Origin of the sequence: Gardnerella sp. KA00255, assembly GCF_049244095.1 — a bacterium.
Lineage (GTDB): Bacteria > Actinomycetota > Actinomycetes > Actinomycetales > Bifidobacteriaceae > Bifidobacterium > Bifidobacterium vaginale_F.
This window is the reverse complement of record NZ_CP058374.1, coordinates 658,391-681,682: the sequence shown is the minus strand read 5'-3', so window position 1 is coordinate 681,682 and position 23,292 is coordinate 658,391. Positions and strand designations below refer to the sequence as shown.

14 protein-coding genes and 1 tRNA gene are annotated in these 23,292 nt (G+C 42.7%); 9 read left to right on the top strand and 6 right to left on the bottom strand.

The window, feature by feature from the left end:
• Window positions 1–130 precede the first annotated feature (130 nt).
• Together HXT51_RS02760 and HXT51_RS02755 are read right to left on the bottom strand one after the other, a co-directional pair.
• Complete coding sequence (locus HXT51_RS02760) at window positions 131–1,381, bottom strand: glycosyltransferase (protein ID WP_103084912.1); 1,251 nt, start codon at window positions 1,379–1,381, stop codon at window positions 131–133.
• A 162-nt stretch (window positions 1,382–1,543) separates the two neighbouring features.
• A complete protein-coding gene (locus tag HXT51_RS02755) occupies window positions 1,544–1,963 on the bottom strand; it encodes an OsmC family protein (RefSeq protein ID WP_103084892.1) in 420 nt (139 codons plus the stop codon).
• Between the two features lie 694 nt (window positions 1,964–2,657).
• On the opposite strand from HXT51_RS02755, the gene HXT51_RS02750 reads away from it, so the two are divergent.
• The 5 genes from HXT51_RS02750 to HXT51_RS02730 all read left to right on the top strand — a co-directional run bounded on the left by HXT51_RS02750 (window position 2,658) and on the right by HXT51_RS02730 (window position 7,399).
• A complete protein-coding gene (locus HXT51_RS02750) occupies window positions 2,658–3,530 on the top strand; it encodes a thymidylate synthase (RefSeq protein ID WP_415706305.1) in 873 nt (290 codons plus the stop codon).
• 128 nt (window positions 3,531–3,658) lie between these two features.
• Window positions 3,659–4,318: a dihydrofolate reductase gene (locus tag HXT51_RS02745; protein ID WP_421776727.1), complete on the top strand. Its 660-nt coding sequence runs from the start codon at window positions 3,659–3,661 to the stop codon at window positions 4,316–4,318.
• A 106-nt stretch (window positions 4,319–4,424) separates the two neighbouring features.
• Window positions 4,425–4,973 carry a low molecular weight protein-tyrosine-phosphatase gene (locus HXT51_RS02740; RefSeq protein ID WP_415706301.1) on the top strand — a complete coding sequence of 183 codons (549 nt, stop codon included), beginning with the start codon at window positions 4,425–4,427 and terminating at the stop codon, window positions 4,971–4,973.
• A gap of 868 nt (window positions 4,974–5,841) precedes the next feature.
• On the top strand, window positions 5,842–6,468 hold the full coding sequence (locus HXT51_RS02735; RefSeq protein WP_103084896.1) for a type IV toxin-antitoxin system AbiEi family antitoxin domain-containing protein: 627 nt from the start codon (window positions 5,842–5,844) through the stop codon (window positions 6,466–6,468).
• Entirely contained in the window at window positions 6,461–7,399 is a 939-nt protein-coding gene (locus HXT51_RS02730; RefSeq protein ID WP_421776726.1) for a nucleotidyl transferase AbiEii/AbiGii toxin family protein, read from the top strand. Before HXT51_RS02735 ends, HXT51_RS02730 begins: the two co-directional genes overlap by 8 nt.
• A 338-nt stretch (window positions 7,400–7,737) precedes the next feature.
• Here HXT51_RS02730 and HXT51_RS02725 read toward each other — a convergent pair whose 3' ends face one another.
• From HXT51_RS02725 to HXT51_RS02715, 3 genes are all read right to left on the bottom strand, one after another.
• Window positions 7,738–8,430: a DUF4125 family protein gene (locus HXT51_RS02725; RefSeq protein ID WP_421776804.1), complete on the bottom strand. Its 693-nt coding sequence runs from the start codon at window positions 8,428–8,430 to the stop codon at window positions 7,738–7,740.
• Window positions 8,427–10,463, bottom strand: a complete 2,037-nt coding sequence (locus HXT51_RS02720; RefSeq protein ID WP_421776725.1) for a DUF4037 domain-containing protein — start codon at window positions 10,461–10,463, stop codon at window positions 8,427–8,429. The genes HXT51_RS02725 and HXT51_RS02720 overlap by 4 nt, the downstream gene beginning before the upstream one ends.
• A gap of 276 nt (window positions 10,464–10,739) precedes the next feature.
• Window positions 10,740–10,813: transfer RNA gene (locus HXT51_RS02715), tRNA-Pro, on the bottom strand.
• A 207-nt stretch (window positions 10,814–11,020) separates the two neighbouring features.
• On the opposite strand from HXT51_RS02715, the gene lysS reads away from it, so the two are divergent.
• From lysS to HXT51_RS02700, 3 genes are all read left to right on the top strand, one after another.
• Window positions 11,021–12,673, top strand: a complete 1,653-nt coding sequence (gene lysS / locus HXT51_RS02710) for a lysine--tRNA ligase (protein WP_374703772.1) — start codon at window positions 11,021–11,023, stop codon at window positions 12,671–12,673.
• Window positions 12,674–12,854: 181 nt separating this feature from the next.
• Complete coding sequence (locus HXT51_RS02705; RefSeq protein ID WP_004112459.1) at window positions 12,855–13,595, top strand: phosphoglyceromutase; 741 nt, start codon at window positions 12,855–12,857, stop codon at window positions 13,593–13,595.
• 924 nt (window positions 13,596–14,519) lie between these two features.
• Window positions 14,520–20,669: a S8 family serine peptidase gene (locus tag HXT51_RS02700; RefSeq protein WP_421776724.1), complete on the top strand. Its 6,150-nt coding sequence runs from the start codon at window positions 14,520–14,522 to the stop codon at window positions 20,667–20,669.
• A 191-nt stretch (window positions 20,670–20,860) separates the two neighbouring features.
• Here HXT51_RS02700 and phoU read toward each other — a convergent pair whose 3' ends face one another.
• Window positions 20,861–21,541: a phosphate signaling complex protein PhoU gene (gene phoU / locus HXT51_RS02695; RefSeq protein WP_421776723.1), complete on the bottom strand. Its 681-nt coding sequence runs from the start codon at window positions 21,539–21,541 to the stop codon at window positions 20,861–20,863.
• Window positions 21,542–21,699: 158 nt separating this feature from the next.
• On the opposite strand from phoU, the gene HXT51_RS02690 reads away from it, so the two are divergent.
• Window positions 21,700–23,133, top strand: coding sequence for a sensor histidine kinase (locus tag HXT51_RS02690; RefSeq protein WP_421776722.1), 1,434 nt, complete (start codon window positions 21,700–21,702; stop codon window positions 23,131–23,133).
• Window positions 23,134–23,292 lie beyond the last annotated feature (159 nt).

Below are 23,292 nucleotides of genomic sequence, written 5' to 3'. Positions count from 1 at the left end.
CACTCGTATGCGAATGTGTTAAAAGATATTTAGCGCTATTATGGCTATTTATAAAGCTATTTAGCGCTATTTTCTTTTATCTTAGCGATACTTTTATTTGTTTTTACTCGAATTCTACTCGTTACTATCGCTACTCGTTATTATCGCTCTTTTTTAGCATAAAACGCGCTCGTCTAGCATCACGCTTAGCTTTCTTTTCAGCAAGCTGTTCTTTATTCATCTCAATAGCGCGCTTATAAATCTTAATTAATTCTTGCGCCTGCGTCTTAAAATCATTATTCTTCGAATACTCAAGAACATTAGCCTTAAGCTGTGCCTGCTCAGAATCGCTCATATTTAAAACTTTGCTAAAAACAGCCTTGAAATCTTCGCGAGTATCCCACTGATAGCCGTTCTGTCCGCTAATAATCTGATCCTCATTAGGCTTATCGTGCTTAACTAGAGCAAACAATCCAGAAGCCATCGCCTCAAGCATAGAAAGCGAATGCATTTCAGAAAGAGACGCAGTAGTGTAGTAGTCCATCGCATGCAAATATTTCGGAATTTCAGTGTGCGAAATAGGTCCTAGAAGATAAATTCTATCGTCAAATCCTTCTTCGGAAACGTGTTTGCGTAAATCTTCCAAATCCGGTCCGCCGCCAATCACAAACAAGCGTGCTTTTTCCCGAGGAAAATCGCAATAAATAAAGTTATCTATAAGCTCGCGAATATTCTTCTCCGCGCCTATTCTGCCAACAAACACAAAAGATTTAGTTGAATCTGAAATTTCGTATTTTTTACGGAATTCTTCTCTAAAAGCAAGTCGCTCAGGAGTTGGCAAGAACTTCTTATATTCCACGGCATTGCTTAAAACAATAACCTTTTTATTCACCTTTTGGCGATCGATATACGCTTGAGCCTTAGCAGACATACTCGTAATAATTGTGGCATTTTTCGAAAAACGCATAAAATATTTGGAAGAAATATTGCGAGAGAATTCTGTAAAATGCTTAAGGCCGATGTAGAACAAGAACTTATCGTATTCCGTGTGAAGAGTATAAATAACAGGAATATGCTCTTTTTTGGCAACCTCCAAGCCGATTTCGCCAATGCCAAACTCGTTTTGAATATGAATCACATCCGGCTTGAAATTAATAGGGAATTTCTTACGCATATAGCCGATAGGTATTGCCACGCGATACTTGTAAAGCTTTTTAAGCATGAACCCAGGTACGTAAACAACTCCATCAACGAGCTTTGTTTTATACTGCTTTTCGGATCCAACTGTCACTACTAATACTTCGTGACCCATTTCCTCGTACATTTTTTTCAGCATGTACGATTGGGTTGCGACGCCATTTATGTATGGTGGATAAGTTTCCGTAAAAATAGCTATTTTCAAAATTTCCTCCCAGTACATAAACAACATATACAGTATATTATGTTTTTTGGAATAGTCCACGCGATGTGTTGGGTGTTGTTGGTTTGTTTGGGGCTGTTGTGGTGTTTGCGTTAGGGTGTTGTTGGCTTGGGGTTGTTGGTTTAGGGTTGGCGCTTTTACGCTTTATCTGCGAATAGTCACCATAACTCGAACCGGCGCGGCTGATTCAAGAGTGTGCTTCACAGTGCAACCTTTGCTTATATGGCGTTCCATACGTGCTTTCAGTTCAGAAGTAGCTTCATCGCTAAGAGGGGGATTGGCAGAAGTCGCGTCAACGGTAACATCTTCGTTAAACTGCGTGTAAGTTCCTTCTTCTGGGTCGTATCTTCCGCTTACAACGACGCGTGCGCTGGCGGATTCGCCAAGAGAATGCTCTATTGCGTACTGGCTACTTAGGGCTGTGCATCCTGCTAACGCTATTTGCATTAGTTCAACGGGCGTGAACATTCCTTCGCCTTTTCCGAAAGACAATCGCGCGCCGTCGTCGCTTGAAGCCTCCCAAGTGCCGTCATCTTTGCGCTCCACGCATAATCTTCTAGACATTTTGCTTTGCTCCTTTGCTGTAATCGTATTTTTCATGTTATCGTAAGGATCGTAACTATGCTTTCGGTCGTCGTGATAATGCAGTCGTCGTTCTGCGCGAGTGTCTGATTTTGCTTGTTTTGGGACGCTGGTGCAGTTGGCGTTCGCGCGGATTACGCGCTCGCTTACGAAACTCGCAATGTGATATCAAATAAATCACCCTGCCTTCGTTTTTGTTGACGAAGGCAGACCTCGCTTGCGTTGAAAGTCCACTGGACTTTCAACTTTGAGCAAGCTCGGCGCTCCGAGTTGCCTTCGCGCGCTATATCGCAGCGCTCAAGCAGGTCGTCGCGCTTACTTTTGTTTACTTATGTGGTGTGTTGGTAAACAAAGTTGGGGGAGGGTTCTTGGTTTTGTGTACTTCGAGTGCGTGTTGGTAAACAAAGTCGGGGAGAAGTAAACAAAGTTGGGGGAGGGTTCTTGGTTTTGTGTACTTCGAGTGCGTGTTGGTAAACAAAGTTGGGGGAGGGTTCTTGGTTTTGTGTACTTCGAGTGCGTGTTGGTAAACAAAGTCGGGGAGAAGTAAACAAAGTTGGGGGAGCTGTTACGATGCGTAACGCTAGATTGTCGAAGTGAAGATAGCGTTTTGCGCGGTAGACATATGTTTTACGAGCGCGATTCTTTAAATTTATTGTCGCTTTGTTAACATGGCAGTATGGCTTTAACAGAAGAAGAACTTGCGGCAATTCGCGCGCGCGTACCACAAAAACCAGCGTCTAATATTCCTACTCCTTACGAGGATTTAGTGCGAAAAATCCTTACGGAAGGCACTCTAAAATCAGATCGCACTGGCACAGGTACAATTTCGCTTTTCGGCCAGCAAATCCGCTTCGATATTAGCAAATACTTCCCGCTTATCACCACGAAAACCGTGTTTTTCAAAGGACTCGCGTACGAGTTGCTTTGGTTCCTTAAAGGCTCGAGCAATGTGCGCTGGTTGCAAGAAAATGGCGTTCATATCTGGGACGAGTGGGCGGATGAAAATGGCGATTTAGGCCCTGTTTACGGCGTGCAATGGAGGAGTTGGCCGGCGCCGACAGAGGAAAATCCAAATCGCACAATCGATCAAATCGCGAACGTGCTGGACCTTATGAAGAATCATCCAGATTCTCGTCGAATGATTGTTAGCGCTTGGAATCCTGCGGAAGTTGAAAACATGGCCTTGCCGCCTTGCCATTCGCTTTTCCAATTCTATGTGGCCGACGGCAAGCTCTCGTGCCAGCTTTACCAGCGTTCTTGCGATATGTTCCTCGGCGTGCCGTTTAACATTGCGTCTTACTCGCTTTTGACGATGATGATGGCTCAGCAGGCAGGACTTGAACCGGGTGAGTTTGTGTGGACTGGCGGCGATTGCCATATTTACGACAATCACGTTGAGCAGGTGCTCGAGCAGCTTTCGCGCGAACCATACCCGTATCCGCAGCTTAAGATTCGTAAGGCAGATTCGATTTTTGACTACGATTACAGCGATTTTGAAGTGGTTGATTATAAGCATCATCCGACGATTAAAGCGCCGGTTGCTGTGTGAGATTTGCGTTTGATTGATTGCGTGTGATCGGTTGCGGTGAGATTTGTTGCGGTGAGATTTGCGCGAGTTATTTCGCTAGATTTTATATGCGTTAGTAGAAAATAGCGTTAGTAGAAAGTGGCGTTAGTATGTCGAATAATTTTCCTGTGCGTCTGATTTGGGGACAAGCGTACGGAACTGACGGAAGGTCCGGTGCGATGGGTGTGAACGGTGGCATGCCGTGGCGACTTTCCCCGGATTTGCGCTATTTTAAGGCGATGACAATCGGCTGCCCTGTGATTATGGGTCGAGGCACGTGGGATGCGATGCCGCCGAAATTCCGTCCGCTGCCTGGGCGCGAAAATATTGTTGTTACGCGAAATCCGGATTTTGTGGCGGATGGTGCGCGTAGTTTCACTAGCATTGACGCAGCTTTGGATTACGCGCGAGAATGGCTGGAAAATAGGGAAGCGCTGGAAAATCAGGCAAATCTGGAAAATAGGGAAGATTATGTAAATCAGGAAAGCGCATCTCAAGATGCGCCTAAAGATGGACGCGCAATCTGGGTTATCGGCGGAGCCGCGATTTTGCGCGAGATGCTTGCAAATTATCACGCGGACGCAGCTTATGTAACGCAAATCGAAGCGAAAGTTGATGCAGACACGTTTGCTCCCGATATTCAGAATCTTGTGGATGTCGGAAAATGGTGCGTTGCGCGAGAAGGCGAGTGGCAGGAAGCGCCGCTGAAGGTTGGTAGCGAAAGCAATCCTGCACGATACCGGTTCATGGTATATAGTCCTGCGCAGTAAGCTGTTCAATCATGAAGTAAGCTGATAAATCACGCAATAAGCAGTTCAATCACGCAGTAACAGTAAGACGTTAGATCATACTAAATCACAAAGTAAACGAGGAAATATGACTGAAGAATCAAGCAAAATCAAGGTTGACGCGCGTCACCCATACACTGTTATGACGGTTTGCACGGGGAATATTTGCCGCTCGCCAATGGCGGAAATCGTGCTACGTAATGAGTTTGCGCTTAGGGGATTAAGCGACGTCGTTGCAGTGCGTTCCAGTGGAGTCAGCGACGAGGAGTATGGGAATCCGATTGATCGCCGCGCGCAAAGGGAATTAACTAAACGCGGATACCACCTTCCAGTATCGCATTTTGCACATCGAATTGAAGCGGACGAGATTGCGGAAACGAACCTGTTTTTGCCTATGACGGCTTCTCATATGCGCTCGCTCGTTCGTCTGCTTCCTCCGCAAAAGCGCGCGTTCGTTCATATGTATCGCTCGTTTGATCCTTCGTTGCCAAAGCCTTCTGCTGGATGCGAGTCCACTTTAGATTTGGCGGATCCGTGGTATGGTGGGCCGCGAGAGTTCGAAATTGCCATGAATCAGATTGAGGAGTGCGCGCCGTACATAGTCGATTGGGTTGAAAGTAGAATTTCGCGCGACTAATAACGACTAGTAAGCATCCTTAATGGTTTTGGCAAATTGAGTACTAAGTTTGTATTGATTTGCTAAGACAATTTTTGGTGCGGAATAATAGTTTTAATTCCTGTGCATTGCGCTTTTACGGGGTACAAGATTTTTATACAAGGTCATAATTTTCCTATGTACTGTTGCTGAGTTGCGAATCGACCGAGCTTAAAGCAGCATAGTGCACTTTAAGCTCCTTCGATGAGTGAGCTGGCACAGAGAGGAAGTCCAGTGGACTTCCTCGCCAGCGAAGCGTTGAGCTGTTACTGCGAACGCGATGAAAAGTGGTACTAAAGATCTCTCATCGCAAGATTTTTACATTGCTCTAAGAGAAACTCCGACAGCTCTTGGCATGTTTAGTCTTTTAATCTTCGGTTAATCACCGAGATTTTTCAATTTTTCTTGCTCTCTCGACGAGTCACCATCTGGCGACGCTGAGGCTCGCCTCGTTCACTGCGAAAAATCTCAAATCTCTGCCTAATAACAGCAAAGCGTAAGTATTTTAGAACTATGTGTAAAAAATTAATCTACATATTTTGTTAATTAACTAGTATTGCAAATAAGTAAATTGACTGGTTCTGAAGCCGATTTATAAGCGCTTTTATGCAAGTCTTATATTATTTGCAGATCTTAGCAAGTTTTAGTAAGTCTTAGTAAGTCTTAGCAAGTCATAGTAAGTTTTAGTAATTCTTAGTAATCCTTCAGTTGCAATTCTTTAGATACAATTTTTGGATACATTTTTTACTTGCAATTGTGCGTTATTTGTATAATAATAAAGCACAAAAGCAAGTTTTTTTTTATAAGCGTTTATTATCTCTAAAATGATAATTCTTTAATAGGTTGGTATGTGACGGTGAAAGTAAAGTCGGATAAAAAGAGAACAAATATTAGTGAAATTAAAAGAATTGTTAAGAAAAATAACGGTATTATCACGGCAAAAGAAGTTTCTTCCGCAGGAATTGACTCTTGGTATCTAACTAGCATGGTCAAAAATAATGATTTGGAAAGAGTTGCGCGCGGCGTGTATTTCGATAGCAATTCAAATAATTATGATGAACTTTATTTTTTCCAGCTTCGTAATAAAGCTTGCATATGTTCTTACCAAACTGCCTTGTATTTGCATAATCTTACAGATCGCATGCCGTTTATAAACGAAGTTACGGTATGTCAGGGATATAACACGTGGCGCATAAAAAATGATGTTGAAGTGCATCAAATTAAAAAAGAATGGTATAAAATTGGTATCACTCAAGTGCGTACGGTTATTGGTAATTATGTGATGGTTTATGATATGGAGCGCACTATCTGCGATTTGGTTAGGAATCGTAGGCGTCAGGATTCAGAGATATTTGGTAAGGCTTTGCGTGCGTATGTGAGAAATCCTAAGAAAAATGTACATAGATTGCGCGAATATGCCAAAAAATTTGGTATTCTTCGGCAAGTTGACGATATTTTGGAGATTCTCGATGAATAACAGTAGTAATAAAAGTATTGCAATTAGAGATAGTGTTACGCAGCGTTTGCGTAACAAGTCGCAAGAACTTAGCTTAGATTACAACACTTTGTTAAGTAGATATTTCTTTGATGAGTTTTTGAAGTTGCTTGCAAAAAGTGAGTATAAAAATAATTTCGTCTTGAAAGGTGGAATGCTTCTGAGTTTTGTGCTTGGAATTAATAATAGATCAACCCAAGATATTGATTTTTTGATTCATGGTTTAAAAATGGAGGATTCTTATTTATTTAATGTTATTAAAAGTGTTACAGCTCATGAAGAAAATCATGATGGCGTGTGGTTTGAAATCAACGATTCTATTGATTCTATTAGGCCTGAAGATGAATATGGCGGATATCGTTTTCATATAACTGGGCATTTAGATAAAATTAGGTTTCCTTTTTCGGTTGATATAGCTACTGGAGATCCAATGTATCCAGAAGTTAAAGTGGGAAAATATTCTACTGTTCTTGGAGATGATATAGATTTGAAAATGTATCCACTTGAATCAGTATTGGCTGAAAAATTGCAAACTATTCTCTCTAAGGCAGAAAGTAATACAAGAAGCAAAGACTTTTACGATATTTACGCAATTATGAACTCGCTGAATGTGTCTAATAATGGGAATTGTGGAGTTGCTATTGCGTATTTAGCCGATTGTGAGTTTGTACATCAAATTAATGAAAGTATTGATTTTAGTGTATTAAAAGTTGCTATGTCGCTTACTTGCAAGCATAGAAATACGTATTTTTCAAAGGTAAAAGCACGTGAAATACTTGAATGCATCTCACGCGATAGTGCTGTAATCGATAGATGGAATAGATACGCTAAGAAGCATCAGTACGCGAAAAGTGTAAATTTTGAAGATGTTATTTCCGCTATCTCAGAACTAATAAATCTTATGCTTGATTAGGTTTTTAGCTTTGATTTTTGTAACTTGTTTTTGTGCGTTATTTGTATAATAATAAAGCACAAAAGCAAGTTTTTTTTATAAGCATTTATTATCTATAAAATGATAATTCTCTTTGGAATAACCCAATTTTTGATAGGTTGATGAAAAATTATAGCCCCTCTATTCATTACGTTATGTAAAGAAACGCACACCAGCGGGTGGCTATTCGAGGGATTGCCTAAAATTGTATCAAATTAAAATAACGTTAGCAACATACTGTAGTTTGTGTCGCTGTAACTGTCAGGCATTTTGAAGGAGCTTGAAATGTGTTATGCAATTATTAGGCTCAGGCAATGTGCTTAGGCGGGTCGTTGTTCTCTCTCCGCCGAATCGAGTGAGTCATAGCCATACATGTGCACGGTATTCGTAATAATCATTTGCGTAAGATTCAGATTTTTTGCGCGCAAGTTATCTACAAAACGCTGGTATTTAGCGAAAGTTGCGTCAGAATACGTGCTTAATTCGCCTCGCAAATACGTTTCAAAAGACGTATTTTCTGCCGTATCTTCGCTAGTTTTAAGCACTCGCATCGCAAGACCTAAGTTAGGGTATCGATCGCGAAAATCTGAAGCCCACTTAACTTGCGTTAAAATAATCTGCTCCTGAGCGCTTTTTCTAGGCTCCAAAATCGGCTTAATATAAGGCTTAATCGTGCGCTCAAAAATTTCCGGGGCAGTAGACTCCATCATTCGCGCATATTTTTCTGTTATCAAATTGCGGCCGATTTGATTCGCGCACTCAAGATCTTGCTTATAAGACTCCTGCAAATCAAGCGGCCATGCCAAAAACTGACTCATGCGCATAATGTGGAAAGTTGGCCAGTTTCCTTGGCAATTTGCGCGTCCGCCTTCGTTTTCCGTAAGCTGGAACTGATCCCACTCGAGTTTAGTGATTTCTTCCGCAAGATTTTGCGCTTGCAGCTTTTCTTCGTTTGCAAGATTTTGCGCTTTCTGATTTTGCGTTTGCAGATTTGTTGATAAATCGCACATCATAAGCTCCTCAAACATGCTGCGCGCGAGTGAATATGCGCTTCAACGTACGGCCTCTGCCATTCCAAAAAAGTTTCGCCGCAATCGCTCAATCCTTGATATTGCAACTCTCGCACAATATCTTCGCAAATGCTGGCAATTATTTGCGTAACTTGTTTTTGCGCAATTCCGGCTCCTTTTCCGCCTTCGCCAAATCCGTCTCCACCGGAACCGTCGCCACCAAAGCACGCCGCGGAAGAAAGTCGCATTAATGACTCAAGTTTGCCGCATACTTCCGGAAGCCTAGACGCCATGCGCGCGCTGAGTTTGCGTAAAGCTGCAAATTGCCACTTATAATATGGCAAATATCCTGCACTTATTGGGTTATTTAGCAAAAACACGATTGAAGCGGTCGCGCGCACGAATTCGTTTATAGAAAGCCACGCTGCGGATGCGTCTTTGCGCGCAATCATGCGTGGGAAATTGTACTGGCCCGCTTGGGAAATCATGCCGAGTCTGCGCGAGATTAGTGAGATTCGCACGTCGTCCGGCATGAGTTTGAAGCTTTGGCGCGCCTTTGAGAACTCTCCAAGTGGGTCCGCGAAAATTTTGCCATTCGTTGCTGCTGCAAGCGTTGACTCGTCTAAGGACAGCCATAAATGCGGCTCGTTTTGGCTTGGGGCAGTAGGGAAGCCGGTTATGTTTTCGAAAAACTTAGCTGTGCTAAATACTCCGACTCGCTTGCTGCTTTCGCATGATTTTGCGCGTGGAGTTTCTTCGCGAGAGCCAAAACCGGCGTATCTCTGAGGAAGTACGTCGTAAGCAGCCTGCAAATCCGCGCCAATTTCCGCGTAATCTTCGTCAGTAAGCCATAAGCAAAAGCCTGGTCCAAAATCGTGGTCGCGCGAAATCTCGTCGTCAAAACCGTAACATTCCGATCCGTGACCAACTAATCCGGCTGCAATGCGATTTTTGTATTTCGCAAATTTTGGCTGATCAAGTAACGGCTTTCCGTAAGTTTGCCAATATGATTGCGATAATTGCATGCCGTTTTTTATGTGTGGAGTGGGCGAGGATTGACTTGCTGTGTTCCTGGCTGTTATGTGTTGGTTTTCTATTTGTTGGATTGCAGACACTTTTTCGGATGTTTCCGTAACGTTTTCTGCTAACTCGCGCGTTTGCTGCAAATTTTCCAACGTAATCGTATATGATTCGCTATCTTTTCCGTAGCATTCTGCTATTAAATCTAGAGCCTTACTGTATGCTTTTACAGCATCGGAATACTCGCCGCGCGCGCACTGAACCTGCGCAAAACCAGCCAAAGCAGAAGCGTAATGCGGCTGATTTTCGTTATTTCCCGCGATATACATTCGAACGCTGGTTGAAGCGTGTTCAAAAGCAGAGTTAAGAGTTGCAGATTTGCTGTTTGTGTTTTCGTTAGGCCGCACGAACTTTTGTTGGCACTCCTGCGAGCATTTTTGTTGTAACTCCTGTGAACATTCCTGCAGCATCGCAAGCGCAAGATTCGTGTGCGTAGCGGCAATATCGATATCGCGCTCAGGATCCGTGCTTGTATTTTGCAAAATTTCAAGCGCCTGATTAAGCTCCTCAATTGCATCATGCGTGCGACCGGTTTCGCTGTAAAGCATCGAAAGATTGTTGTGAAGCGCGGCGAGCTTGCGATTTTTGGCACCAAGAGTCGTGGCGGATTCGCTAAGAGCCTGAGTGTAAATTTTTTCAGCGCGATCGTAGTTGCCGGCCGCGCGAAGGCTAGTAGCAGCGTTAATAAGTGTTGTTGTGCCGGCTTCACTGCCAGCTAGTTGCATTTCGTTTGCAAGATTTAAAGCGTGATTGATAATCGGCTGATTTTTCGCGTATTCTCCTCGAGAACGGTAAAAGCCCATGAGTTCGTTTAAAACAGATAGTTGCAATGCTTTAAGTGTTTTTTCTTGCGATTCGGCAAGTTTATGCAAAAGGTACGATTCGATTGCGTCTGCGCTCGCGTGATTTGCGAACATTTCGTCAAGCTCGCTATAAAATTGCGTCGCGTTCTCCATCAAAGCCCCTTTGCTGCTACTTTTGCGCTCCAAACCGACTTTAACTTTACAGTCTTGTAACGAAAAACTTGCGCGTAAGTGGCATAGGCGGAATAAGTGCATAAGCGAAATTGGCAAATTGGCAGATCGGTAAATTGGCGAATTGGCAAAGCTGCAAATTGGTAAAGCAATTGGCAAAGCGACATATTTTTCGTAAGCGCATAGTAGGAATAAGCAGTAAAGCGACATGTTCTGCATAATCGCAATAATCGGCATAAATACGCCAAAAATCAAAAGTCGGGCTGGCGGGATTTGAACCCGCGGCCTCTTCGTCCCGAACGAAGCGCGCTACCAAACTGCGCTACAGCCCGATGCTGAAACTTGCGTAAAAATGCGCATAAAAGTTCCGGCAACGTCCGTAATGTTACAGGTTGGCTAATACAAATTGTTTTAAAGCGTGTGAAAGTCGCGTATAAAAAGTCTTGTTATATAAGAAAGTCTCATATACGAAAGTCGCGTATAAAACCTGTATTCCCTACTGGTTACAATTAGCGTTTATGACTGACACCAATACTGCAATGTCTGCCGCGCAAAATGCCGCAGAAAACGAAGCAACAGATACCGTCAATGAAATTGACACTGTTGAGCATGCCGAAATGCTACTCGCGCAAGACGAGGCGATCGCCAAGCGCGTAAACGAAGGCGCAACTCTGGATGAAGCAATCGACCCAAGTAATAAAGAGTTTGGTCCGCAGGCTCATCCGGAGCAGGTACAGATGCGCGTTGCTAAGCGCGCGATGATGCTTAAGGAGGGCGTGCAGCCTTATCCTGTGCACCTTAACGTTACGGATACTATCGAGCAGGTTCGTAAGCAGTTCGATGGCAAGCTTGAAGCTGGCGAAGAAACCGATACCGAGGTTGGTATTGCAGGTCGCGTGCTTTTCTTGCGTAATGCTGGTGGATTGTGCTTCGTTAAGCTTTCTGCTGGTGACGGCACTACGATTCAGGCGATGGTTTCCAAGAAGGAAATTGGCGAAGAATCCATTAAGAATTTCAAGCAGATGGTGGATTTGGGCGACCACTTGTACGTTCGCGGTCGCGTGATTTCCTCTAAGACAGGCGAGCTTTCCGTATTTGCAACTGAGTGGGCGATTGCAGCTAAAGCATTGCAGCCGCTTCCAGCTTTGCACAAGGAATTAAGCGACGATACTCGTACGCGCAAGCCATATATTGGCATGATTGCAGACGAGAAGATTCGCGATATGGTTCGCAGACGTTCGCGCGCTGTGGCTTCTCTTCGTCGCACATTTGACAGCCACGACTTCTTGGAAGTTGAAACTCCAATGTTGCAAACGGTTCACGGCGGTGCTGCAGCTCGTCCATTCACGACTCATATGAACGCTTTCGACATTGATCTTTATTTGCGCATCGCTCCGGAGCTTTTCTTGAAGCGTTGCTTGGTTGGTGGCATTGAGCGCGTGTTCGAAATCAACCGCGATTTTAGAAACGAAGGCGTGGATGCAACTCACGCTCCAGAGTTTACAATGCTCGAGGCTTACCAGGCTTACGGTACTTACGATACGATTGCTGCTCTTACTAAAGAGCTGATTCAGAAGGCTGCTGTAGACGCTTTCGGCTCCACTAAGGTGACTTTGCTTAACGGCGAAGAGTACGATTTTGGCGGCGAATGGAAGCAGATTACCATGTACGGCTCGCTTTCTGAGGCTTTGGGCGAGGAGATTACGCCGGAAACTTCTGTTGAGCATTTGGGTGCGATTGCAGACAAGCTTGGCGTTGAGCGCGATGACGTGGAAAATCACGGCAAGTTGGTTGAGCACTTGTGGGAGCACTTCTACGAGGATAAGCTTTACGAGCCAACGTTTGTGCGCGACTTCCCAGTGGAGACTAGCCCTCTTGTTAAGGGTCACCGCACTAAGCCTGGAATGGTTGAAAAGTGGGATTTGTACGTGCGCGGATTTGAGCTTGCAACCGGCTACTCCGAGCTTAACGATCCTGTTGTGCAGCGCGAGCGCTTTGTGGCTCAAGCTAAGGATGCTTTGGCTGGAGACGTTGAGGCAATGGATATTGACGAGGACTTCATTGAGGCTCTCGGCGTCGGTATGCCTCCTGCTGGCGGCATGGGAATGGGTATTGATCGCTTGCTAATCGCTCTTACGGGCGCAACCATTCGCGAGACGATTACGTTCCCACTCGTGAAGCCACTTCGCTAGTTGTGATTATCGCTAGTTGTGATTATCGCTAGTTGTATTAGTTATAATCAGTTGAATTAATCTTAAAAGTTCTTAAAAGTCGTTGAATGCTATTTTAGTGTTCGGCGACTTTTTTGATTAAATTTTTCGTGTTTGTTTACTTTTTGTAAGTAGTCGTACGAAACGAATAGACTAGGTAATTATGACATATAAATTAGTATTGCTCCGACATGGTCAGAGCGCATGGAATAAGACCAATCAGTTCACTGGTTGGGTTGATGTACCGCTGACTGAGCAAGGTGTCGAGGAAGCTAAGCATGGTGGCGAGCTTCTTAAAGAGAAGAACGTTCTTCCAGACATCGTGTTCACTTCTTTGCTTCGTCGCGCTATCAATACCGCGAATTACGCGCTTGATGCAGCCGACCGCTTGTGGATTCCAGTTCGTCGTAGCTGGCGTTTGAACGAGCGTCATTACGGTGCTTTGCAAGGCAAGAACAAGTCTGAGATTCGTCAGGAATATGGCGATGAGAAGTTCATGATTTGGCGTCGTTCTTACGCAACTCCACCTCCTGAGATTGATCCAAACGACGAGTATTCTCAGACGAATGATCCTCGTTACGCAGGCGACCCAGTTCCAGAAACTGAAGCTTTGGCAAACGTTGTGACTCGCGTAACTCCTTACTGGGAATCGGATATTATTCCAGAGCTTAAGTCTGGCAAGACTGTGATGATTGCTGCTCACGGCAACAGCTTGCGCGCAATCGTTAAGATGCTTGACAACTTGAGCGAGGAGGAGATTTCCAAGGTGAATATTCCAACCGCTATTCCTCTGCTTTACGAGTTGGATGAGAACTTCAAGCCGATTAAGCCTCGCGGTGAGTATTTGGATCCAGAAGCTGCTGCTGCTGGTGCTGCTGCCGTGGCTGCTCAGGGTCAGAAGTGAGATTCTGATTAAGCTGGATTTGGCGATTAAGCTGGATTTGGAGCGCTTAAGTTAGCTTTTAGCTGCTTAAGTTAGCTTTTAGCTGCTTAAGTTAGCTTTTAAAGTAAAAGTAGGTCTGCAATTAATTTGCAGGCCTATTTTTTTGTTTACGTTTTATTTTCATTGGTACGTTGAGAGCTAACAAGCGAGCGTAAGTAAATAAAAGCAAGAAGGGTTGCTTGGTTTTGTTTACTTACAGTGCGTGTTGGTAAACAAACTCGGGGTGGTGTTCTTGGTTTTGTTTACTTAGGTAGCGTGTTTTGTAAGCCGATTTACAGGGCATTGGTAAAGGAATTTTTACGATTATTGTTATTTTTGAGAAAGTAATATTTTTTGTAAAGTATGTAGCGTTTTTTGGGTCATATAAGACTATTTTGTAATATTATACTGTCTTTACCTCATTGTTTCAACGGTAATAAGTATCCAAATAATGGAATTTTTTTCGTATATTAAGTAAATTAAATGTTAACAAAGTATTTTTTAATCATTTCTTAATTACATACATGTTAGTAGAAATTGGCTAAAATACGCCATTTTGAAGTAATAAATCCCGTTTAATGATATTTTTGCAATGACCAAATATTGGACTAGAAAATTTTCTTCTTAAAGATTGGTGCTATTGTTCCGAAAATATATTTTCATAACTGATGTGGGTGCGACTTTCGAAGTGTTGTTTAGGTTTTGTACGAGTAATGCGAAATTGTTTGCAACACTTTCGCTGGTTTCGCCGGTTTTCCGGTTTAGCTGATTTAGCAAATAAGCCAGCATTAGCCGGCACTAGCTGATTAAGCCAGCACTAACTGATTAAGCCAGTGCCAGCTAGCCAAGAGTTAGCCAGCATTTCGTTATGAAAATATGTTCATACCCATTCGAGAGGAGATTGCTATGAAGTTCAAACGAACGTCATATCTGACTCGTTTAGCAGCATTAAGCGTGGCTGCGGCGACGCTTATGGTACCGCTTGCTGGATCATCGGCTTATGCGGCAAATGCTAAAGATGCGACTAAAAAAGATGACAACGCACCTGTTTCTAAGATGCTTGATTCATCTTTAAAGGCAAATAGCGAGATTAAGTCTATAAAAGATTTACGCCATGTTAATCCAACTCTTGCTAAAGCTTTTGAGAATTACAGTAAAAAAGATCAATTTAATAAAAATTCAAATGCTCAAGTGACTGTTGTTGTTACGTTGAGAAATAATCATACGCAACTCACGGATGCTAACGAAAAAGCCAACATTCATGAGCAGAATGTTTTAATTAATCGCGTAAAGTCAAAGTACGATATGACTGTTCGTCGCCAAGTTGGTTATTTGATGAGCGCTTTTGAAGCTACTCTTCCTGAAAAGCACGTTCAAGATTTGCTGCGTGAGCCAGGTGTAGTTTCTGTTGCAAAAGAACGTTTATATCATCCAATGGAAAATTATGCTCGCGATTTACAAGGCGTGCAGACGGTGTTTAAAAAGCATCACCTCGATGGAACCGGAATGCTTGTTTCTATTATCGATACGGGCATCGATCCAACTCATAAAGATATGAAGCTTGACGCTTCAGCAAAAAAGAATCTTCGCTTGAAGCCAACTGGTCAAGGAAATACAACAGACAAAGTTCCTGCAGGTTACAATTACGCTGATGAAAATACTAATTTCACAGACGCTAAAGGTGAACAGCACGGTATGCACGTTGCCGGTATTGTGGCTGCTAACGGCGATGAGAATGGTGCTCCCGCATCTGAAAATCATCGTGTTGATGGCATAGCTCCAAACGCTCAGCTGCTCGCTATGAAAGTCTTCTCAAACGTGCCGGGTTCGAAGGGAGCTCGTGATGTTGATATTGTTGCTGCAATCGAAGATTCTGTAAAGCTTGGTGCAGACGTTATTAACATGTCTCTTGGCTCAGATAACGGTTTCGGCGGAACGTCAAGTGCTACTAGTGTCGCGTTAAAGAAAGCTCGCGAAGCTGGCGCGCTTCCAGTTATTTCTGCAGGAAATTCCGGCTTGAACTTCTCTGAAAGTGGTGGCATAGACGATAGTTTAGGCAAGTGGGATGATGCAACTATTGGTTCTCCATCTTCTTATCCTTCTGCTTTCAGCGTTGCTTCTGTAGAAAATTCCAACATTACTCAGCAGTCTGCAAATTGGGTTGGAAATGATGGCAAATCACATACTCTGCCGTACAGCTATTCTATTGGTTCTTTAACAGATGCAATATCTCAGCATGAACTTGTGGATGCTAAAAAAGCTACTACAACTGATGTTAAAGATCTTGATCTTAAAGATAAGTATGCTCTTGTAGAACGTGGTGGCATTACTTTTACGGAAAAGTTTAAGAATGCGATTTCTAAAGGTGCTAAAGGTGTGATTGTTTACAATCACGACAAGGATTCATCCTTATTCATAGGAATGGGTGGATTGGAAAAAATCAAGAATTGCTTCGGTGCGTCTATTCCTCGTTCTTATGCATTGGAAATCAAAGCAGCATTAGATAAGGGTGAGAAAGTAAAGATAGCTTTCACTGAAAAATTCGTTACTATCGCCAATCCGGATGATGGAAAGCCTTCTAGCTTTACTTCTTGGGGTCCAACTCCAGAATTTGATTTTAAGCCTCAAATTGCTGGTATCGGTGGTAATGTTTGGTCTACGCAGAACGGAAATAAGTACACCAGCATGTCTGGTACTTCCATGGCTGCTCCAAACGTTTCCGGTCTTTCAGCGTTGGTGATGGAAAGCTATAAGAATCGTTTCCCTAAGCTTAAAAAGTCTGAAATGGCTACCCGTGTAAGCCAAGCATTAATGAATACAGCAAGTATTATTGGACATAAAGATTCTGCAGGTAGTAAGAAAATTCCTTACGCTCCTCGTCAAATCGGTGCTGGCTTAGCTCAGGTAGATAAAGCTGTTGCTACTGACGTGATTGCAACAGTAAACGGCAATTCGTATGTGGCTCTTAAAAACGTGAATTCTAATCGCGAGTTTACGGTTACTTTACATAATTATGGTAAGAAGCCAGTAAAATTTGCTGTCCCAGATCAGGAAGTTGTAAATGAGTCTAATGAGGCCAATAAAGATACAGTAACCTCTATTAGTAATACTGAAACCTTGCAGTCAAAAACGCGTGGAGTTACGGTAAAGCCTGGCAAAACCGCTGATGTTAAGTTTACGTTAAGCCCAGATCGTTCTAAAGGCAATCATTATATTGAAGGTTGGGTGCGATTTGAATCGCTTACTGATACTCAGCCAGATGTTTCTGTGCCATATCTTGGTTTTGTTGGCGACTGGAATGATGAACCTATAATGGTAAAACCGGGAGAAAGCTATAATGCAAAACATAGTGATCTTACGACATCATTGCTTTCTGAAGCTGGTTTTATGGGTAAACTTCCGGTTAATAATGAAACGAAGCCTTATGTACTTGGCGAATTTTCACCTGCAAATAAAGATGGTTGGATGGATTATGTTGTTCCATCTATGGCTATATTCCGCGGTGCATCTGACATAAAGTATTCTGTATTGGATTCTCATAATAAAACTAAGATTGTTCTTGGAACAGAACACAACGTGAATCGTTCTACTATTTCTAATGCTGGAGCAACCGATGGCTTAGCTGGAAATTTTGACGGAACTGTGTGGAATCCAAAAACAAGTAGGTTTGACATTCTTCCTGATGGATGGTACACGTATCGTATTCAAGCTCGCTTAGGAGATAAGTTTGATTGGCAAACTTACGATATGAAGGTAGCAATCGATAATCATGGACCTAAGGTCACAGTATCTGATCGTGATGATAAAGGCAATGTGAAGATTGTTATTAGTGATGAATTGAGTCCTGATCCTGGCGTGCCAACTATTCATCTTCCTGGTGTAAAGGATGCTTTGAACTATGGTGATGAAGACACTCAATGCCCGTTGAATGAAGCAACTCGTACGCGAGTGTGCAGCTCTATTCACATTGGTAATGAAGCTCAATACATAGATGTGCTTGTTCGAGACAATGCTATGAATCCAACTGAGGTTAAGAAGGTATTCGACACATATGTCCCGAATGGTTCAGGAAAAGCTGAGAAGAACAAGAAGTTTATTATTCCAAACGAACAAAAACTTACTTCTAAGCAAATTAAAGCAGATCAGTTAGAAGAAAGTAAGACTAATCCAGATATTAATGGTAAGTTCTATCTTGAAGGATATCTCACTGAAGATGTTGCTTCTATAAAAGCTTTTGTGACTCCTAAAGATGGTCAGAGGCAGGAAGTCAAATTAGCTAAAAAGCGCAAGGGTGAGAATACTTTCTACGCGTTTGTGCCACTGAAAAATGGCGAAAATACTGTGATGCTTAAAGCTTTTAATAGTAAAGATGACCGTATTGGCAATAAGAAACTTAAGCTAACGTTCAATGCGCAAACGCCTAAGATTACTGTTGATGGTCTTGACAACAAGGGTAATTTGCCTGTAGCCGCAGATGGTAAAGTAACAATTGCTGGTAAAGTAACTGACACTCCTGGAGATACTGTAAAGCTAACGCTTAATTATCAAAAGGCTGCTGACAACACTACTCCAGCTAATGCGGTTGCTGGTTCTGTAAACAATCGCGCTTCTGGCTCTGCTTCTGGTTCTACTGCTAAAGCTGTTTCTGGTGCTAATACAACTTCTCAGAATAGTATTAGTACTAATGTGGAGAATGCAAATGCTTCTTCAACTAGTAAGCAAGTAAAAGAAGAAGTTAAGATTGGTTCAGATGGTAAATTTAGCACAGTTATTACTCCTGCCGCTAAAGCTGTTATGGTAACTCTTGTAGCTACTGATTCTGCTGAAAACACTACAACTATAGGTTTGGCTCTCGCTGGTCGTTCAACTCCTGACGCTAAACCTGCAGCTGCAACAAAAGATTTCGTGCTTACTAATGCTGGACCTATGGGTTCTTATGCGTGGTTAATTCGTAAGAAGAATTATGGCCCAGACGTTATTGGCTCTGATTACTTTGTTGCTCAAGGTGATGTGAGTTCCAAGGTGACTAGCGTGGTGTTTACTCCAGCTTCGCGTTTTGATGCTGCAACTAAGAAGCTTGTAACTCCAAACCAATTACGTGCTGAGATTAAGAACGGAAAGTTTAGTGTGAAGCTTCCAATGCATCCGGGTATAAATGATTTCCGCTTGCAGGTGAACACTAAACCAACTGACGAAGATGCTGATGAAGACGATGAAACGAATGTAATCGATACTCCTGCAGCATTCTACTTCGACGTTACGCCTCCAACAGCACATTTCGATACTCCAAAACTGTATGGTCACACGTTGTTCACCAATCGTGACACTGTGACTTTCAGTGGAAATGTATCAGATGATGCTTTCGGTCAAAGTTTGCGAATTAACAACGATTCCGTTGGTGATTTCTACACTTTGAATACGAATGGTAAAGAAACAACTCGTCGCCAATTCTCAACTGACATTCCAGTAAACAATGGTGATAAAGTTCTATTGCATTTGAGTGACCAACTGGAATCTCATGTGTTCGGTGTGATTCCAGTTGTTCTCGACGAAGTTGATCCTACTGTTGAAGCAGGTTTGGCTGAAGGTGAAGAAATTGCTGATGGTCACGAAATTACTGTTAAAGCAAAAGATGATAATTTGAAGTCTTTGCGCGTTATGGTTGATGGTAGTCCAGTAGCGTATACAGAAAATTATCTTCCAACTACAGCAGTAGAGAACACATTAGTGGATGTTTCTAAGGTTAACGATAATCCAACTCCAGATAAGCCGGGTTCTACAACATTAACGTTGAAGATTCCTACTAATAAGTTGGCTGATGGTACTCACACTATTACTATTGAGGCGACCGATTTTGCCGGTAATACAGCAAGCGCCACAAGTGATAATGCAAAGGGAGCTACTGCATATACATTCACGGTGAAGAATGGCGTGAAGCCTGGTGAGAACCCGTCTAATCCTGGTCAAGATCCAAAGAAGCCTGGCGAGAATCCAAAGAAGCCTGGCGAGGATCCATCTAAGCCAAAGAATCCAGGAACCAAGGATGAATCAACTCAAACTGATTCTGCCCCAATTCCTCCAGCTTCTACAGAGAAGATCTCAAAGTCTATTGCTGGCTTAGAAACCAAGAATGTTACAGCTGGAAAGGAAGTAAATGTTTATGTTTCTGGACAGCCTGAAGCTTTGAAGAAAGCCAAAGCCGATGCTCGCATGTATGCGTTCATTTACTCTGATCCTAAGGATCTTAAGGGTGAAGATGGTCATGAATATGTGACAGTGCATACTAATGAGAATGGTAAGTACTATTTCAAGGCTTTGATTCCTAGCGGATATTCAGGTAAGCACACAATCTTACTTATGGATGCAAATGGTAACCAGATTGCTTCTGGAGAGGTATCTGTATCTTCCTCTACTTCTTCTGATAGTGGCAGCCAAACTGATTCTGATAATCAGAATAATCAGAATAATCAGAATAATCAGAACCAGAATGGTAGCGGTAACGCTGGTAATAACGGTAATTCCGGTAATACTGGTAGCGCTGGTAACGCTGGTAATAACGAAGGCGGCACAGGTCACGGTAATGGTAGTGGAAAGAGCGGCGGCAGCACTAGTGGTAATGCTAGCGGTAGTGCCAACGGCAATAGCCGCGGAGGTAACAACGGTGGCAGCCACAGCTCTAACCGCAGTGCTAACAATGCTGGCAATCGTGGCGGAAGATCCTTCACTGCTGGCGGCAATTCAAGTAATAATTCGAAGTCGTCCTCAAAGGATGATTCTGATAAGGAATTGAATGAAGATGACGGTTCCGCTGACGCGAATGGCAACGCAAGTGCCGCGAATGGTGCTAACGCGAATGGTGCTGCCGCAAATGGTGCTGACGCGAACTCTTCTGATGGTGGTAAGTCTGCTGCTGCTAAGAGCGCTAATAATTCTGCGATGGGCAAGACTGGTGTTGATTTGATTCCAGTGTGCATGCTTGTTGTAGCGTTGTTTGCTGCTAGTGCAGTTGCTGCGATTTCCCGCCGCGTGAAGATTCATGCCAGTAGCGAGAAGTAATCAAATGGGTATGAACAGTTAATCAGATAATTTAATAAACTAAAATGCTCCTCATTTTCGATTGAAAGTGGGGAGCATTTTGGTTTCCGCTTTGACTGAGTCTGAAATCCCAATAATTTCACGCTTGGTCAGAGCGCGCCTAAGTAAACAAAATGTATCGCTCGCGGATAAGCTCGCGTGTTACAACAAGCTCACGAAACAACAGTGTCTTTATCTGGCTCCGGCTTTTTCGTTGGGTCAAATCCTGAAACAATAAACACGACCTGTCGCGCAGCTGCCACGCAATGGTCGCCAATTCGCTCAATAAATCGACTAAGCAGTACAACGTCAATTAGCTGTCTGCGTGTGCCGCTCCAATTTTTGCTTTCTACGAGTTCAAAAATCTTTTCATGTAATTTATCAAGCTTGTCATCGCCTGCAATAATTGACTCCGCTATTTTCACATCGCGCTTAGAAATCATGGTTGTTAAGCGTACGGAAAGCTCTTTCAAAAAGTCAATCATCTCTACTATTGTTTCGCGCGATTCTTCTGAGATTGCAGAATCTGGCCATGTTCGTCTTGCAATTTGTGCTATGTGACTCGTTAAATCACCCATGCGTTCAAATGTCGCCGCCAATCGCATAGTAGCCACGACTTCTCGTAAATCTGTTGCAACTGGGTTCTGTCTTGCTAGCAAAACCAGGCATTGGTCAATAGTGTTTGCTTCCAAAGCGTCTAAATCTGCATCCCTGTCTATTACGGTTTGCGCGGCGTCCAAATCTTCATTGACTAACGCGCTTCCGGCATCATTCATAGCACGCGACACAAGCTCAGCCATTTGTTCGAGGTTTGTAGCTACTGCTTTCATCTCTTCGTTGAAAATCACTCGCATGGTTAGTCCTTTCTTTGGTTTGCAAACATCCTTATATGCAGACGTACTTATTCATTATAAACTAAGCTTGCAATATGCGACGTGAAAGAACGTGCAACAACGCAGCAAGTGATAATTAATCAATAGCAATATGAAAAGAAATATGAGATTATTATATTATGCCTATTGATTCTTCTACATTGGTTTTCATAGCATTCGCAGTGCTTGCTTTATGCGTGCTGCTTGGGCTTTTTATGCTGATGGCAGATTACGTTGCTGGCATTTTCCGTGGCATTTTTCGTTGGATTTTTTGCAAATTCTCCAAAATTAATGTGCAGAATATAAGATTTAATAATTTATTTAGATTTATATCAGTTAGGCGCACTAAATTATCTGATCGCGATAATGTTTCAGATGATGTGAGTAATGATGCGCAATTTGTTCTCGCTATGTTGCATACTGCGACAATTGTTGTTGATTCAGATGATGAAGTTATTCGCGCTAGCTCCCAAGCCTATACTCTTGGAGTTGTGGTTGATGATGCTATCGTACAGCCGCGCGTTCTTGATGCAATAAGCGTTGTACGTAAGAAAGGCGGAAGTGAGCGTTTTTCGATTGTCACTTCTACTCCTGCTAAATATATTACGATTGAGGAAGATCCGACTTCTGCTTTCTTGTCTAATACGTCTAATACGTCTAATTCGTCTAATGCTGATTTTCCAAATGGAACTGCCAATCCTTCTAACGTCGATCCTTCTAGCGCAAATCTTTCTAACACCAATTCCTCTTTAAATACAGCAAACTCCTTAAAAACTAGCGCTGCCACAATCACAAGACCTAATTGGCTTACTGTTACTGTTGGCGCGGTCGGCAAAGGTATTGTAGTCGTAATTATTGAAGATACGAGTGCAGCACATCGTTTTGCGCAAACACGCGAAGATTTCATTGAGAATGTTTCCCAGCAGCTTATTAGTTCAACGCGCACGCTTTCTAATCTGACTAATGTTTTACAAAATGAAAATGTTAGTACAGAAAAAATAAAGGATATCGCTCGTTCTACTGGTAAATCTTCTAAGAGACTTGAGCATATGCTGGAAGATTTACTGCTCTTAATGCGAGCGCAGAATCCTATAAATCCAGATGATTCCAATGTTTTGTCTATTGAAAACGAGTTGAATGAAGTTCAAAAGCAAGTTTCACCTTTGGCCTTAGATTGCAATGTAAAAGTGAAGATAGAATCTGATTCTTCTTTGAAAGTTTCAGGTTATGCTGATCAAATTTGTGCCGCTATCCGTAAATTAGTTGAGAATGCGATTATTTATTCTCGCGAAAATAGTGTTGTTTCTGTTTCTGCAAAGAAATCTAGCGATGGAAACTATGCTGTTATTAGAGTTGTTGATTGCGGAGCTGGTATTCCTTTAGAGAATCAATCGCGTATTTTCGAACGTTTTTATAGATCTAATAATCAAAATAATCGTAGTCAAGAAGGAGTTGGCTTAGGTTTGGCGATTGCAAAGCATGTAGCTTTAACTCATAACGGTAGCATCACTTTATGGAGTAGACCTGGGCAGGGGACTACTGTGAGCCTTGCTCTGCCTTTGTATTCGCGATGAGTGAGATTGAGCTTAATTCAAAAAAGTAAGCTCAGGCAAGTTGTCGCAAGTAATTCGTGGGTGCTGCCCAAGCAGTTAGTATCATTTAGCTCAGGCAAGTTGGCGTGTATGTTTTTTATTTGCTACGCTATATCTTTAACAGATAGTCCAATGATGCGG

Excerpts from the sequence above, each read along its gene's own strand:
- HXT51_RS02755 (WP_103084892.1), bottom strand. The coding sequence starts at position 1,963 with ATGTCTAGAAGATTATGCGTGGAGCGCAAAGATGACGGCACTTGGGAG.
- HXT51_RS02750 (WP_415706305.1), top strand. The coding sequence starts at position 2,658 with ATGGCTTTAACAGAAGAAGAACTTGCGGCAATTCGCGCGCGCGTACCA.
- HXT51_RS02745 (WP_421776727.1), top strand. The coding sequence starts at position 3,659 with ATGTCGAATAATTTTCCTGTGCGTCTGATTTGGGGACAAGCGTACGGA.
- HXT51_RS02740 (WP_415706301.1), top strand. The coding sequence starts at position 4,425 with ATGACTGAAGAATCAAGCAAAATCAAGGTTGACGCGCGTCACCCATAC.
- HXT51_RS02730 (WP_421776726.1), top strand. The coding sequence starts at position 6,461 with ATGAATAACAGTAGTAATAAAAGTATTGCAATTAGAGATAGTGTTACG.
- HXT51_RS02725 (WP_421776804.1), bottom strand. The coding sequence starts at position 8,430 with ATGATGTGCGATTTATCAACAAATCTGCAAACGCAAAATCAGAAAGCG.
- HXT51_RS02720 (WP_421776725.1), bottom strand. The coding sequence starts at position 10,463 with ATGGAGAACGCGACGCAATTTTATAGCGAGCTTGACGAAATGTTCGCA.
- lysS (WP_374703772.1), top strand. The coding sequence starts at position 11,021 with ATGTCTGCCGCGCAAAATGCCGCAGAAAACGAAGCAACAGATACCGTC.
- HXT51_RS02705 (WP_004112459.1), top strand. The coding sequence starts at position 12,855 with ATGACATATAAATTAGTATTGCTCCGACATGGTCAGAGCGCATGGAAT.
- HXT51_RS02700 (WP_421776724.1), top strand. The coding sequence starts at position 14,520 with ATGAAGTTCAAACGAACGTCATATCTGACTCGTTTAGCAGCATTAAGC.
- phoU (WP_421776723.1), bottom strand. The coding sequence starts at position 21,541 with ATGCGAGTGATTTTCAACGAAGAGATGAAAGCAGTAGCTACAAACCTC.
- HXT51_RS02690 (WP_421776722.1), top strand. The coding sequence starts at position 21,700 with ATGCCTATTGATTCTTCTACATTGGTTTTCATAGCATTCGCAGTGCTT.